16 protein-coding genes are annotated in these 13,965 nt (G+C 65.7%); 9 read left to right on the top strand and 7 right to left on the bottom strand.

The annotated features are described in order from the left end of the window. Positions 1 to 43: 43 nt before the first annotated feature. Together AC1DD3_RS11460 and AC1DD3_RS11455 are read right to left on the bottom strand one after the other, a co-directional pair. Positions 44 to 1,558, bottom strand: a complete 1,515-nt coding sequence (locus tag AC1DD3_RS11460; RefSeq protein WP_230117412.1) for an MFS transporter — start codon at positions 1,556 to 1,558, stop codon at positions 44 to 46. A 225-nt stretch (positions 1,559 to 1,783) separates the two neighbouring features. Then, a complete protein-coding gene (locus tag AC1DD3_RS11455) occupies positions 1,784 to 2,368 on the bottom strand; it encodes a hypothetical protein (protein WP_230117413.1) in 585 nt (194 codons plus the stop codon). A gap of 232 nt (positions 2,369 to 2,600) precedes the next feature. On the opposite strand from AC1DD3_RS11455, the gene AC1DD3_RS11450 reads away from it, so the two are divergent. Continuing rightward, the gene (locus AC1DD3_RS11450; protein ID WP_476881676.1) at positions 2,601 to 3,074 is read left to right on the top strand and encodes an MFS transporter; all 474 of its coding nucleotides are present in this window, start codon (positions 2,601 to 2,603) and stop codon (positions 3,072 to 3,074) included. An 18-nt stretch (positions 3,075 to 3,092) separates the two neighbouring features. Here the strand turns inward: AC1DD3_RS11450 and AC1DD3_RS11445 are convergent, their stop codons facing one another. After that, positions 3,093 to 3,605: a VOC family protein gene (locus AC1DD3_RS11445; RefSeq protein WP_230117414.1), complete on the bottom strand. Its 513-nt coding sequence runs from the start codon at positions 3,603 to 3,605 to the stop codon at positions 3,093 to 3,095. A gap of 74 nt (positions 3,606 to 3,679) precedes the next feature. On the opposite strand from AC1DD3_RS11445, the gene AC1DD3_RS11440 reads away from it, so the two are divergent. Both AC1DD3_RS11440 and AC1DD3_RS11435 read left to right on the top strand, forming a co-directional pair. Then, positions 3,680 to 4,492: an AraC family transcriptional regulator gene (locus AC1DD3_RS11440; protein WP_476881675.1), complete on the top strand. Its 813-nt coding sequence runs from the start codon at positions 3,680 to 3,682 to the stop codon at positions 4,490 to 4,492. A gap of 33 nt (positions 4,493 to 4,525) precedes the next feature. Then, the gene (locus AC1DD3_RS11435) at positions 4,526 to 4,696 is read left to right on the top strand and encodes a VOC family protein (RefSeq protein WP_230117416.1); all 171 of its coding nucleotides are present in this window, start codon (positions 4,526 to 4,528) and stop codon (positions 4,694 to 4,696) included. 25 nt (positions 4,697 to 4,721) lie between these two features. Here the strand turns inward: AC1DD3_RS11435 and AC1DD3_RS11430 are convergent, their stop codons facing one another. Continuing rightward, positions 4,722 to 5,066, bottom strand: a complete 345-nt coding sequence (locus tag AC1DD3_RS11430) for a TfoX/Sxy family protein (protein WP_230117417.1) — start codon at positions 5,064 to 5,066, stop codon at positions 4,722 to 4,724. A 108-nt stretch (positions 5,067 to 5,174) separates the two neighbouring features. Between AC1DD3_RS11430 and AC1DD3_RS11425 the strand changes: the two genes are divergently transcribed. The 3 genes from AC1DD3_RS11425 (at position 5,175) to AC1DD3_RS11415 (ending at position 7,392) form a co-directional block, all read left to right on the top strand. Next, positions 5,175 to 6,041 carry a PhzF family phenazine biosynthesis protein gene (locus tag AC1DD3_RS11425; protein WP_230117418.1) on the top strand — a complete coding sequence of 289 codons (867 nt, stop codon included), beginning with the start codon at positions 5,175 to 5,177 and terminating at the stop codon, positions 6,039 to 6,041. Between the two features lie 326 nt (positions 6,042 to 6,367). Further along, a complete protein-coding gene (locus tag AC1DD3_RS11420; protein WP_230117419.1) occupies positions 6,368 to 6,691 on the top strand; it encodes a hypothetical protein in 324 nt (107 codons plus the stop codon). Between the two features lie 116 nt (positions 6,692 to 6,807). Further along, entirely contained in the window at positions 6,808 to 7,392 is a 585-nt protein-coding gene (locus tag AC1DD3_RS11415) for a histidine phosphatase family protein (protein ID WP_230117420.1), read from the top strand. Between the two features lie 64 nt (positions 7,393 to 7,456). On the opposite strand, the gene AC1DD3_RS11410 is transcribed toward AC1DD3_RS11415, so the two are convergent. Then, a complete protein-coding gene (locus AC1DD3_RS11410) occupies positions 7,457 to 8,821 on the bottom strand; it encodes an MFS transporter (RefSeq protein WP_230117421.1) in 1,365 nt (454 codons plus the stop codon). Positions 8,822 to 9,069: 248 nt separating this feature from the next. Between AC1DD3_RS11410 and AC1DD3_RS11405 the strand changes: the two genes are divergently transcribed. Next, positions 9,070 to 10,155, top strand: a complete 1,086-nt coding sequence (locus AC1DD3_RS11405) for a hypothetical protein (protein ID WP_230117422.1) — start codon at positions 9,070 to 9,072, stop codon at positions 10,153 to 10,155. A gap of 4 nt (positions 10,156 to 10,159) precedes the next feature. Here the strand turns inward: AC1DD3_RS11405 and AC1DD3_RS11400 are convergent, their stop codons facing one another. Then, entirely contained in the window at positions 10,160 to 10,576 is a 417-nt protein-coding gene (locus tag AC1DD3_RS11400) for an ester cyclase (RefSeq protein WP_230117423.1), read from the bottom strand. Positions 10,577 to 10,627: 51 nt separating this feature from the next. Beyond that, positions 10,628 to 11,059 carry an ester cyclase gene (locus tag AC1DD3_RS11395; RefSeq protein ID WP_230117424.1) on the bottom strand — a complete coding sequence of 144 codons (432 nt, stop codon included), beginning with the start codon at positions 11,057 to 11,059 and terminating at the stop codon, positions 10,628 to 10,630. A gap of 165 nt (positions 11,060 to 11,224) precedes the next feature. Between AC1DD3_RS11395 and AC1DD3_RS11390 the strand changes: the two genes are divergently transcribed. Further along, positions 11,225 to 12,358 carry a glycerophosphodiester phosphodiesterase family protein gene (locus AC1DD3_RS11390; protein ID WP_476881674.1) on the top strand — a complete coding sequence of 378 codons (1,134 nt, stop codon included), beginning with the start codon at positions 11,225 to 11,227 and terminating at the stop codon, positions 12,356 to 12,358. 137 nt (positions 12,359 to 12,495) lie between these two features. Then, the gene (locus AC1DD3_RS11385) at positions 12,496 to 13,845 is read left to right on the top strand and encodes a hypothetical protein (protein WP_476881673.1); all 1,350 of its coding nucleotides are present in this window, start codon (positions 12,496 to 12,498) and stop codon (positions 13,843 to 13,845) included. Positions 13,846 to 13,965: the final 120 nt, after the last annotated feature.

The following is a 13,965-nucleotide window of genomic DNA, read 5'->3' as shown; positions in this document are numbered from 1 at the left end:
TAATCCCCCAGAACTAAAGGGGCGGCGGACGTCCATGACGGCGTCAGCCCGCCGTCGGCCTCCCCTGTTGCCCCGCGTGAGACGCCCCCGCGGCCTCGTAGCTGCTGTCGAACGGGAGCGTATCCATCTCCAGCAGGGGGTTGTGGTCCTGCGTCGCCACCAGCTCGCGGGCGGCTGCTTCCGAGTCCACGCTGGGCATGGAACCCGGCAGGTGCCGATGGGCGGATTCCGGCAGGAAGTAGATGGCGACAGCCGCGATGGCCGACGTCGCCATAAGGTAGAACGCCGGCATCAGGTCGTTGCCCGTCGCCTGGATGAGCGCGGCGATGATGAACGGGGCGGTGCCGCCGAAGATCGCCACGGCGAAGTTGTAGGCGATGCCCATGGCAGAGTAGCGGTGCGCCGTGGGAAACAGTGCCGGCAGCGCCGATGCGAGAATGGCAACGAAGAACGCCACCGGAAACGCGACCATGGCCAAGCCGGCGAGCGTGGCCGGAACGGTTCCAATCGAGATCAGAAGGAACGCAGGAAGCGCCAGGACCACCGTGCTGACGGCCCCGATCCAGAGCACGGGGCGGCGGCCGATCCTGTCCGAGAGACGTCCCGTCAGGGGGATGCACAGGGACATGACCACCAACACCGGAACGGTCAGCAGCGTCCCGTGGATCTCGTCGTAGCCCTTGTTGGTCGTGAGGTACGTGGGCATGTAGGACGTGAGTGCATAGCCCACGGTGTTGCCGGCGGCCACGAGGATCATGGCCAGCACGATGCTGCGCCAGTGGTCCTTGAAGATCCCCACCGGTCCCACCGGGCGGAGCTCGTCTCCGGTCTCGTGGTGGGCGGCGGCCACGGCTTCCGCCTCCTGGGTGGCCTTGAAGGCGGGCGACTCTTCGATCTTCAGGCGGAAGTAGATGGCGACGATGCCCAGCGGACCAGCGACGAGGAACGGAATGCGCCAGCCCCATGTCTCCATCTGTTCCTGGCCCAGGACCAGCTGGAGGGCGGACACCATCCCGGCCCCCAGCGCGAAGCCGAGGTAGCTGCCCATGTCCAGGAAACTGACGAAGAAGCCGCGGCGGTGGTCCGGCGCGTGCTCGCACACGAACGTGGTGGCGCCGGAGTACTCGCCTCCGGTGGAAAAGCCCTGGATCAGCTTGGTGACCACCAGCAGTACCGCGGCCCAGATGCCCACCACCGCGTACCCGGGAAGCAGGCCGACGACGAACGTCGCCCCGGCCATCAGCATCAGGGTCATGGCCAAGACCTTCTGGCGGCCGATCTTGTCGCCGAGCCAGCCGAAGAAGACGCCTCCCACAGGGCGGGCGATGAACGTGGCGCCGAAGGTTCCCAGGAGAAACAGGTTCTGCACGGCCCTGTCCGCCTCGGGCAGGAACACCGGACCCATGGTGGTGATCAGATATCCGAAGACGCCGACGTCGTACCACTCCATGGTGTTGCCCACGATGGTTCCGCCGAGCGCCTTCCGCAGAGTGCGAGGGTCGACGACGTTGATGTCTGACACACGCAGGCGACGCGCCTTCAACGGCTGCTCGGTCATAATGCCGTCACCGCCCCAACATTCTGGGTTCTGAGCCCGGGAAGTTCTGCTGGCATTTCTTCCTCCATTGGAGGTCGCCTGTCATCCGCCCATTTTCCCACCGTCCTCCTGCCCCGGCAAGGAAAGCCACGAGGACGAACATGCGGCCAGCAGCTGATGCTGTAATCGGGGTTGCCAACTAACTGGGACTGATTGGACTAACGCCAACTCCAGCACCCACCTGTATCATCCTCTGTGCGTCAGTCCGGGCGGCACATCAGTGACCTCATCTTCAGCAGGAAGTGCCGTGCCGACGGAATTCCCTGATGAGATCTGCCGCTTGATCTGCTCAAGCTCATCTTTGAGCTGGTCAACGGTGGCACGGTATTTTTCGAAGTCCGCCGTTCGGCGCCTAGCCACGGCGTAACTGACGCTGGCGGCGAGAATCGCAAGCGGGAACGACACCAGCAAGGCCCAGCCGGACGCGGCAAGGAAGTCCAGCGCTACGGGAAGTGCCTGCTTGAATGCCAGGAACTCGTTCACCCCGCCGACCACTCCGTTCAGAGCGGAGTCTAGGGGGCCCAGAAACTGCCCCACGACAGGCGTCCCGGAAAACGACGGAGCGCTCAGCGGTGGCTCTCCCCCTGCAGACCAGCGCGAATCACCGAAATGGTTCAGGACGTAGATCCCGGCACCCGCGTTGAGGGCCGCGAAGAGCAGGACGGAACCAAGCGCAGTCCAATGAAGCCTGCGCGGACGCCAGACGCCCGCCACAAGCGCGAAGACGGTGGCCGCAACCCAAGAAAAGATGCGGAGTTCGTCGCGGCTCATGCCCCCCAGTAGATCCAAGGAATTCCCCGCCCCTTACAGTTGGAATCAATGCTTGTTCCGGTCCGAAGCGAGCCTATCCCAGTCACCCCGGCGTATGCCGCGGCAGCCACTGGGTGCAGGCTGCTGAAGTGGCGAGCTCTCACTGACTAGGCACTATTCCTTGGCGCGTTCGGCATGAATTTCCGCATCACCAACGCGCTGATGTCCACCGCGGAGTTCGGAATGGGACCGCGTGAATTCGGGCTACTGGGCTCCATCATGGCCGTCGCGACCTTGGCCGGCGCCCTACTCGCGGCCCCGTCGTTCCGGCCGCCGGCTGCGTCTCCTGCTCGGCGGGGCCCACGCACTCGGGTTCTTCACGCTGGTAGGCAGCGTGTCGCCGTCGTTCTGGCTCTACGCCGTAGTTCTGATCCCGGTGGGCCTCGCCTCCATCACGTTCCTGAACAGTTGCAACACCAGCATTCAGCTCTCCGTGGAGCCGCAGTTTCGGGGGCGGGTGCTGGCCCTCTACCTGGCCGTCCTCCAGGGCGGCACTGCCGTTGGGGCGCCGCTCATGGGGTGGATCGCCACGGAACTCGGGGCGCTGGTCGGTGGCAGCCGGCGGCATCATCGTGCTGCTGACCGGTCTGCTCGCGGTAATCGCGGTCACCCGGCGCAGCCGGCTGACCGTCCGCACGCCGGCGGCGTGAGGGTCTCGGATGCCTAGTCCGTGAGATGCATGGGTTCAGCCTTGCTTGGAGGCCCAGTCGGCGACGCGCTGTGTGCTTTCCTCTTCGGAGAGGTCCTCGACGCGGGTCATGATGGACCAGCGCACACCGTACGGGTCCCGGATGCTGGCGAACCGGTCTCCTGAGACAAAGGTGGACAGCGGCTCCCGAATGATGGCCCCTGCTTGTTCGGCGCGCGCCACGAGGGCGTCCGCATCGGCGCAGTAGAAGCCGACGGAGTAGCAGTCATCGTCGCCGTTGGGCGCCGGGACAAGGTGGTAGTCGGGGTTGGGCTCGCCAATTTGGAGCCGCCCCTCGCCGAAGTCCAGTTCGGCGTGGACCACGATTCCGCCGATCTCGGTGGCATTCACAGTGCGTGCGCCAAAGACGTCCTGGTAGAAGGTGATGGCCTCCTTGGCCGAGGGGATCGCCAGGAACGGCGTGAGGCTCGTGAAGCCGTGCGGGATGCCGGATGTTGTGTGCTTGCCGTCGGCGGCCGCGGTCAGTTCGGGGCTTGTAGTATCAGTCATAGATCTCACGGTACGCACAGGTCCGCTCAGCGGCTTGGAGAATTGCGACAGCTTGGATGAAGGAGTGTCCTCCCATGGTGGGTTCGTTCAAGGGAATCCTCTACCCTGCCCGGCTTCCCACGTTTCACCGTGTGCCCGCGCCCGAGTCCATCACGAACCTGGTGCAGTGGTTTTGGATCCCCGAATGGGACATTGAGCCAGGGCACACGTCACGCCAGCACGTGATCGCGTTCCCGACGTCCAACCTTGTGGTTCAGAAGGATCTCGTTGAGTTCGCAGGCCCAACTACCCGTCGAACACATCGCGATCTCACGGGCCGAGGCTGGGCGGTTGGTGCACTCCTGCGTCCCGCACTCGTTCCGCGTTTCACGGATGATCCGGGGAGCCTGCGGGATGCCACGCTGCCACTACCGCTCGAGGATCTGCATGCCTCCGTGTCGGAGGCGATGAGCAGGACCGAACCACGGGAACGTCGACAACGCGCGGTGGAGGCTTTCACTGGCTGGCTAAAAGCGCAGAGTCCAGAGGTGTCAGAGGAGGGCGTTCTTGCCAACGCGATGATGGACATTACCGGACGATGCACCGACGTAACCCGTATTGAAGACGTTGCGGCACGTCTGTTCGTCTCGCCGAGAACCCTTCAACGGGTGGCGAGGAAGTACATTGGCCTGAGCCCGTCCGCGCTCATCCGAAGACGCCGCCTCCAAGAGGCCGCCGACCGGTCACGGACCGACCCGTCGGCGGACCTCGCGACGATAGCCGCCGAACTCGGCTATGCCAATCATGCCCATCTGACGAACGACTTCCAAAAGACCCTGGGATTCACGCCAAGCACGTACCGGCGATCCGTCGTCCTGGACCAAGCGCGGAGCACGTCGTCGCGTTAGCATTTCTCCCAACACGTCTGACCAGTAGGGCCCATGCCGCACATCGTTGACTTCAAGAACGCCATGCTGCGGCCGCCCGACGGACTGGCCGCGTACGGCTACGGGCTTGTAGGCGACATCGGTCAGTACGAGCACGTCTGGCGCATGGTGTATGTGCTCGGTCCGGAGGGGATCATCGTGTCCCTGGCCGAGCGGATCGGCTGACCGCTGTCCGGAGCTGGGGTCCGGGTTATCCACGGCTGGAATGGTGCGCGGACCCCACGAAGATCAGGGCTTCACGGGTCAGGGACAGCCATGACTCCTCATCGTCGGCAGTGACGGTAAGCCACTCCTTCATCGCCCGGCCCTTGCCGGCGTCGAACGGTTCACCGGCCCCGGACCCGATCAGCGCGGTGACGCGATCATGTGGCAGCTTCACGACAAGCCGGTTTCCGGCAATCATCGCGAAAATCGAGCCGTTGACCTTCAGTGCGGACGAACCGAACCCTCGGCGTCCCGGTTCACCCGGCACCATTACCCCTGGGCTGGCCCTGAATTCGTCCGCCAGCGCGTGGAACCGCTCCTCGGGAAGCATGGAATCATCGTCCCTCCCCCGGACCCCGGGGAACAACCCCCTGACCGAGCTGGCCATGCCGGGCCAGCGTTGACGGTCAGGGGCCGGACGCTGTGCGACGATGACGGAATGGAACCGACCACGGAAGTACTGCGTTATGCCGCCTTTACCACCACCCCCGACGGCGGAAATCCGGCGGGAGTTGTCCTGGATGCAACCCGCCTCGACGACGCCCGGATGCAGGCCATCGCGGCCGACATCGGATATGCGGAAACGGTCTTTGTCACCGAGCCGACGGTTGACGGAGACTTTCGCCGAAACCGTGTCCGGTACTTCTCCCCGATTGCCGAGGTGCCGTTTTGCGGCCATGCCACTATCGCTTTGGCCGTCGCGCTGTCAGGGCGTGACGGCACGGGGACCTTTATCTTCGACACGGCGGTGGGACCTGTCACGATCGAGACTGCAGGCAAGGGCGCAGCGGTGACGGCATGCTTCACAAGCGTTGAGCCGCGAGTAGCCGAGTTCCCCGACGCTGTTCTGACCACCCTGCTCGACTTGCTCGGCGTGGGCCAGGACGAACTCCACCCTGAGTACCCTCCGATGATCGCTTTTGCCGGTAACTGGCATCCCATTCTCGTCTTCGCAGAACGACAGACGTTTGACTCATTCGTTTTCGACCCAGATCCCATGCGCACGCTGATGGATGCCCAGAACTGGGCCGGCACCGTCACGACGCTCTGCGAGATTGGACCGGGCGAGTACGACTCGCGCAACCTCTTCCCGGTGGGCACCATCACCGAAGATCCGGCGACCGGTTCGGCTGCCGCTGCCTTCGGCGGATACCTCCAAATGCTTTCACTCGTGAAGCCGCCCAGCCGCGTCGTACTGCACCAGGGCAGCCATGTCGGCCGCGCAAGCGTGCTCACTGTCGACATTCCTCCGTCCGGCGGGATTATCGTGAGCGGTGAAGCCGTCGAGATCTCTCGAATCGTATGAGCCGGCCTTGAGCTAATCCACGCGGGACTGCAGTGCCCCTGGACCAGGCTGCTGCCGACAGTTTAGCCGGCAGACCCGAGAGACTCCCCTCCCCTGCGGCAGTCGCTCGCGGCAGCATCGGAAACCCTTCCCGGCGTGTGCCGGGAAGCCAAGTACCTGGCGAAACGGCTGGCCGCCACCCGGGCTCCGCAGGACGAAGCGGAGGTCCAGAGCAGGCTGGCGGCATAAACGTAACGCACGTGGACACATCCGCGTCCCTGGTCGACCAAGGTCTGGGCCCAGCCCCGGCCGACCCGGGGCCTCCGGCTGCGCGGGATAATGGAAGCATGACCGATCAGCATGAGGACCGGGACCCGTGGGAAGAGTTCGACCGGCTCAAACCCGCAGGCCCCGACCGCGTCGCGGGACTACCCGGAGGCCAGCCACTGGGCTTTGGCTTCCGCACCGGCGTGCGCAGTGCAAAGGTGGCCTTCGGGTTCGCCGTGTACGCCCTGGTCCTTGGAACCGTGCTGGTCCTCACCGGCGCGATTGTGTTCACCGCCAAGGGGCAGTGGCCGTTGCTTGGACTGATGGTGCTGATCGAGGCCGTCTTCGTCTTTGCCTTCAGCCGGCTGGTGCGCCAGGCGCGGAACCGGCGCTCCGCCCAGTAGCCGGAACCCGGCCGCAGGACCCCGGTTCCATGCTCGCACTGGTAACTGCCGCCGTCGGCCTGCCGGCTGGCGGAAGATGGCGGGAAGCCTGCCGACGTCAAGGCAGAATGGAAACCATGACCCTTACGACCTTCGCCCTCGTCCGCCATGGCCAGACCGACTGGAATGCACAGCGCCGGCTGCAGGGATCCACCGACATTCCGCTGAACGACGTCGGCCGCGGCCAGGCGCGCGACGCCGTCGCCGCCCTGTCCGGCTACGAGTGGGATGCGATCGTGTCCTCGCCCCTAAGCCGTGCCGCGGAAACCGCCGACCTGATCGCCGCCGGGCTCGGGCTCAGCGTAGCCCGGCGGGTGCCGGAGCTCACCGAGCGCAGCTTCGGACCCGCGGAGGGCCTGCAGGACGGTCCTGAACTGGACAGACTTCGCATCCCCGATGGTTTCCGCGGCGCAGAAAGCGAGGACGAGGCAGCCAGCCGCGGGCTGGCCTCCCTGGAAGCGCTGGCTGAGGAGTTCCGCGGCCGCCGCGTCCTGGTGGTCGCCCACGGCACGCTCATCCGCGTGAGCCTCAGCCGCGCCATCGGCCGCACCCTGCCAAGCATCGACAACGCCGTGCTCAACCTGGCCCACCACCATGCCATTGACGGCTGGCAGCTTGAGTATCTGAACGGCGAGCCGGTGATGGTGGCTGCCGGTACCTGACCGGCTTTGCGCGGCTGCATCGACCGGGCACGACCCGGCTGGCGTTAAGCCAACTTCTGTCTCCCTACGCCGCCTTGCGCTCCCGCCACAGCAGCGACACCACGAACGTCACTCCGCTCAGCACCAGCATCACCAAAACGATGCGGCCCCAGTTCTCCTGGTTCACCCCGGTGCCGTAAAAGATGCCGATCATCACGGTGGCACTGATGGCGCCGACGTACCGGCAGGTCTGGAAGATCCCGGCGGCCACTCCCCTGTCCTCCGGCGCGGCGGAGAGGTAGAGCCCCTGGTTGGAGGCGATGCTGACTGAGCCGTACGGCACGCCCATCAACGCTGTCAGCACCAGCACGAGCAGGATTGCGAACGACGCCGTCAGCAGCCAGAGTGCCGCTGCCGCCACCGCCAGAAGTACGACGCCGGCGATCAGCACCCGCCGCACACCGAACCGGTCGATGGCGCGCACCGCGAGCGGAGTGATGACTACCGACATGGCTGCGAGCGGCAGCATCAGCACGCCCACCAGGCCGGGGTTGTAGCCCGCGGCCTCCTGCAGCAATTGGGGCAGGCCGAAGAATGCGAAGTAGTAGACCCCGCTGAACACCGTGAAGCCCAGATACACCAGCAGCAGCGGACGGTTCCTGCCGAGCAGCCGCAGGTCCAGAAACGGCCTGCCGAAGCTCAGCTCGCGCCAGGCGAACAGCACGGCCAGCAGCATGGCGCCGCCCAGCAGCCACCAGCGGAACCCGGGCAATGCATTCAGGAGCCCCATCAGCAGCAGCACCATGGCGCCCACGAACGCGAGGATGCCGGGGATGTCCGAGTCACGCACCAGGGTGGCCACGCTGCCCTGCTCCCGCGGCTCGTCCGCGGGTGCGACCTTCCGGACGATAAGCAGGGCGGCCAGCGCCAGCGGCACGTTGATCAGGAACAGCGCTTGCCAGCCCACCAGGCTCACCAGCAGCCCGCCCACCACCGGGCCCACCGCTGCCCCGGATGTGTTGGCCATCTGAATGCGGCCCAGCGGCCGGGTGGAGGTTGAGTTCGCCTGCCGGGCCAGCGCACCGACCATGACGACGGCGCTCGGGTATGCGGTCGCCGTCCCCAGCGCCATCAGGGCGCGGGCGATGCAGACGAACACGAAGTTGGGCGAGAAGGGCGCCAGCGCGCAGGTCACCGCCACCAGCGCCATGCCCAGCATGAAGAGCTTCCGTGGCCCGAACCTGTCGGCGAGCCTGCCCATCAGCGGCTGGCCCGCGGCCGAGGTGATGTAGAAGGCGGTGATCACCCAGGTGACCGTGGCGACGTCGAGCCTGAAATCCTCGCGCAGGACCACCAGGGCGACGGCGATCATTGACGAGTTCAGGGGGTTTAGCGATGTGCCCAGGCTGAGGCCGGCCACGGCGAGGCCGGTGCGGGAAGAGTTGCTCACGGCAACAGTCTTCCCCACACGAGGGTTCCGCAACGAACTCTGTGAACGGGCGCGCCCGCGGACCCTCATTGCCGGTGGTGACCGACCAGCTCTGAACCGGATTAGCGTCTGGTGCTTCATTGCCGTTTGAAGGCCCCGTGAGAGTATTCGGCTGTGAGTACTCGACGCGGGCCTTGAACATTCTTGCCTTGTGAGCCGACCGGGGCAGCAGTACCATCCCCTCACCTGATGGCTTCTGGAAGTGGGCAATGATGCTCGATACGGCGCACACCACACGAGCGGGCGCACTCCGCGACCTCGTCACAGAACTCCTGGGACTGTGGCTGCTGCTGGCCGTCTTCCTTGACGGATGGGCGCACCTGAACCTGCCCAGCCTGGAGACGTTCTTCACGCCGTGGCACGCAGCCCTCTACTCCGGCATGCTGGCGACGGCGGCGTGGACCGCCGTCGTGATCTGGCGCAACCGGGTGCCCGGGCAGCCTCTCGCGAAGGCTGTTCCGGCCGGCTACCGGGGAACCGTCGTGGGGCTCATCCTCTTCGCTGTCGCCGGCAGCCTGGACCTGCTGTGGCACGAGCTCCTGGGCATCGAGGTCTCGCTGGATGCCCTGGTCAGCCCCACCCACCTGCTGCTGGGCTTCAGCCTCTTCCTCATCCTGGGCACCGGCGTCCGGAGCGCCCGGGCGACCAGCCCCTCCGGGAACGTGGCGTGGACCCCGGCGGCGCTGTTCGCCGTCGTACTGATGACCGGGCTGGGGGCGTTCTTCCTGATTTACGTCTCCGTCTTCGTTCGGCCGGGGCCAACGGCCCTCTTCACCCCGACACCGTTCGGCAGCCCCGGACGCAACCAGTCGGAGATGCCGGTGGTCATCACCCTGGCAAGTTACCTGCTGACCACGGCACTGATCATTGCTCCGTTCCTCTTCACGCTCTCCACGGCGAAGCGCCCTGCCCGCGGGGTCGTCACCATGCTGGTGGCCGCTGCAGCGTGGCTGCCCGTGGTGATGGTGGGCCTGCACCCCTTTGCGATCGCCGGAGCAGTGGGAGCCACGGTGGCCGCCGTCGTCGCTGACCTGCTCCTTGCCCGGGTGCCAGAACCCTGGCTTCGCCGGCGGCTGCCCGCGATCACCGCAGGAACCGCGGCGCTGCTGTGGACGGGCCAGCTCGTCGCCTTCGCGGTGACCGATGCCATCCGCTGGCCGGTTTCGCTGTGGCTGGGTGCTGTGGTGCTGAGCGCAGCGGAGGCCGCAGGCCTCGCCCTCCTCAGTTCCTGGAGTCCTGCTCGTTCCGCAACGGAGACTGCCGCACAAGGCAGTCCCGCCGCGGACGCACTGTGAGGGACTATTCAGGGATTGCGCCGACCTGCTGCATGAGCCTCAAGTTGTCCGTGGTTCCCCAGTGCTCGGCCACCTTGCCGTCCTCGACGCGAATTATGTCAGTGGTGCCAAATTCGACGCTCCTGCCCGTTGCTGCCATGCCGGCCATCTCGCCTCGATGCGTACCCGTGAGAATTACGTGGCAGGCCTCCATGTTTCCGCCGGCCACGGAAGCCTCGATGGTCTTAACCTTGATATCCGGGAACGCCGTCCGGATCGCGTCCACGAAGTACCGGACCCCATCCTTGCCCGGCGGTTGCCCTGGGAGAGCCTCTTCGTGATCGATGTAGTTGTCCGTCGCCAGCTCATCAATGAGATTGAGATTTCCGCCCTCGATTATCTCCCTGTAAAAACGTTCTATCAGTCCAGCCCCGTCAGCCATTTTCGTCTCCTCCATATCGTGAAACCGTTCAAAACTGCCCCCCGGGTGCACTTAGGTCCCGGGCAGCAGGCCCAACTGACCCATCAGGGCTGCCACGTCCGGATGGGCAGTGAACGTCGCGATCTTGCCGTCCTTCACGGTGGCAAAGTACGTGCCCGTTCCGGTTACTGCTCTGCCGGTCGCCGGGATCTCCCGGCCACCCATCATCAGCGGCCCGGTATTAGTTCCAGTGAACACAATTTCCGCAGCCACCTTGTCATCGCTCACCACCCTGTTGGTGGTCTTGGAACGCATGTCCGGAAACGCCGAAAACCAAGCTTCCATGTAGGACTGCACCTGGTCGCGGGAGCGGAAGGGCTCCGGAGCGGAAACATCGGAAAACGTAAAATCCTCGGCCAACAGGCTGGCAAATCCAGCCGCATCATGCTGGTCCCACGCGGCCATCCCGCGGTCATCAACCTGCTCAACATCAGCGATCGACATCACACATCTCCTCCTTGAAATGTCTTGATGCGCCTCATCGTAGGCCGTTCAATACGGGAGTCAATGGCCCGGCGAAACCCCTCGCAACGGCCTCATCGGCAGCCCGCCGGCATGGTCAGCACACCTGTTAACCTCCAATCCAACTCCCCGCACACAGGCGTCCACGTGGCTTCCATACTGTGGACGGGTCGGCGGCTCAGCGCCGGCCACCGTCTTCCAGGAGGAACCATCACCATGCGCACAGTCCTGACCGCAGCGGCCGCCGTCGCCCTCTTCACCTCGCTGGCGAGCCCCGCCGTCGCCGCCCCGAACGCCGACGCCGGCACGCCGTCGTCGAACGCTGCAGGCACCGCCGCCCCTATCAAGACCACGGAGCGCAACGGCTCCTTTGACCTGCAGGCCCACCGCGGGGGCCGCGGCGAGTGGACCGAGGAATCCCTGGCCGCGTTCGCCAACTCGCTAAAGCTGGGTGTGAGCACGCTGGAGCTGGACACCCACCTAACCGACGACGGCAAGGTGATCGTCTGGCACGACGACACCATCCAGGCGGACAAGTGCGCGGACACCGCGCCGGCCACCCCGGGCGATGCCGAGTTCCCGTATGTCGGCGACCGTGTGGCCGAGCTGTCGCTGGCCCAGATCAAGACGCTGAACTGCGGTTTCAAGCAGCTGGCCGGCTACCCGGAGCAGCAGGTGATCGAGGGCAACCGGATCGCCGAACTCAAGGACGTCTTCCAGCTGGTGCGCGACTACGGCGCCAAGAAGGTCCGCTTCAACGTAGAGACCAAGGTGGAGGACGGCAAGGCCGGCGGCGAAGGCTCGGTGGCGCTCACCAAGGCCGTGGTCACCGAGATCTACATGGCGGGCATGTCCGGCCGCACCACCGTGCAGTCGTTCGACTGGTCCACGCTGAACTACACCAAGAAGATCGCCCCGCAGCTTCCCCTCGTGGCCCTCTCCAGCGGCGACGCGTGGCTGCAGGTGGGCAAGCCCGGCGCCGCGCCCGAGCTCGGCGGCATCGACATCGACGACTACGACGGCTCCCTGGCCAAGGCAGCCAAGGCGCAGGGCTACGACGTCATCTCCCCCACGTTCCGCTCTGTCACCCCGCAGATGATCGCCGACGCGCACGAGTTCGGCCTGCCCGTCATCCCGTGGACCGTCAACACCACCGCGGACATGGCACGCCTCATGGACCTCGGCGTGGACGGCATCATCACCGACTACCCCACCCGCCTGCGTGCGCTCATGGACCAGCGCGGGCTGAAGCTGCCGAAGGCATACGCGCCTGTCGCATAGCTTTTACAGCCACAACGCACGACGGCGGGTCGTCCCCTTTCGGGGGCGGCCCGCCGACTTGTCTCCTCAACGCCGCCACATCAACGGCTGGGTGCGCTGAGGATCGCAGACCCCTCAGGCGTGGCATGATCGTCTCCGTGTCTATTGATGAGGAGGGGCAGGTGGCACTGACCAGCGCCATCGTGCGGCCCAGTGTTGAGGCGTGGGCGGCACTTCCGCGGCGAGCCCATGTCCGTCGGGAAGGTACTTTCGCGTGGCTTATCGGCGTGCTGACGACGGCCGGGGCCTTCATAGTGGACCGCGGGTGGGAAACCCTTGATGATCCTGCCTGGGCCGGCGCCTACCGCGCCATCGACATGTTCGGGATGGCGAGCATTCTCCTCGCCTTGAGTTTTTCTGTCGTCGGATTCCTGCTCCGCAGATACGCACTGGTGGCTGCACCCTTGGTGTTGCTGGCTGCTGCCATTCCGCACACCCTGGACGGCTATGCGTCAGCGGTCGTGTGGTGGCTGGGCGCTGCCGCAGCCGCCCTGTGGGCCGTCAGTGCGGCTGCTCGGCCGTGGCATCAGTTGCGTGCGGTCTGTCGTCTCGCGCAGGCTTCCCTCACGGGACGCACGACGGCGGTGGGCCCTAACGCCGTACGGGCAGGAAACCGGGCGCTTCGACGTGGCCTGCTGAGGCTTCCGCTGTTTCTGGCTGCGGCGTGCGGCGGCTGGGCACTGGCCTTCGGGGTGTTGCCCACGGAGCTTGGCCATACCTACGAGGAACTGGGGGAAGCGTCGTCGTCTAGCTTTTTTGCGGCGGCGGGAACCGCGGCGAGCATCGTCGCCATCGCCGAAGCGGTCAGTCAGGTGTGGCGGACGTACGCCTATGGCCGGGTGGGACGGAGCTTGGTCTGGGAAATACCCTCCGGCCGCGGCGTGGCGTCATGGTGGCCATACGCAAGAAACGATGCCGGGCAGGTGCCGATGGAGGCCGCTGAAGCGCCCGGCTGCAACTGTTTGGCGGAGTTCCGCCGGGCCTTCCCCGATGGGGAGAACGATCTCATGTGGAACGAAGGAGTGCCTGCCGCGGACTACTGCCCAATACATGGCCTCGACCGGATCAACGAGCTGACTCCCACGGAGTTCACCGCACTCGCTGAGGAAACCTGGCTGTGGGATGCAGGCTCCGATCTGCCGGAACCTGCAGACCCGGATGCCAGACGGTTGCTCCTGTACGGCCTTGCCGGGCACACCTTTGCCGGTATTCCCGTCCGGAAGCACGGCGGCCGCATCGACGCGGACTTCCCAGGAGTCACCCCTGTGCGTGAAGCCGATCCGGCAATCTTCGGCCCGTGGTGGGACAAACCACTACGCCCCGAGGCAGGGGCGCAGGACATCATCGATCTCCGACCAGCCGGCTATACCGGATCCGCATTCCGATACCGGCATGGCAGAGCATGGTTTGAGACCGCGCCGCCTTTCGCCGCCAGACCAGAACCCTGACATCCCGGCTTGGCCTGTCCAGGCCTTTGTGCCGTGGCCAGGCTCGGGCATCCGTTGGCGCGGCAGGCTGCCGAAGGCAGGGCAAGCTGACATACTGCTTTGTGAGCCTTGGGGGATCAC

The sequence above is a fragment of the Arthrobacter sp. 05T444 genome (genome assembly GCF_056395905.1).
The sequence above is the reverse complement of the archived record's forward strand: the minus strand, read 5'-3'. Positions and strand labels throughout refer to the sequence as shown.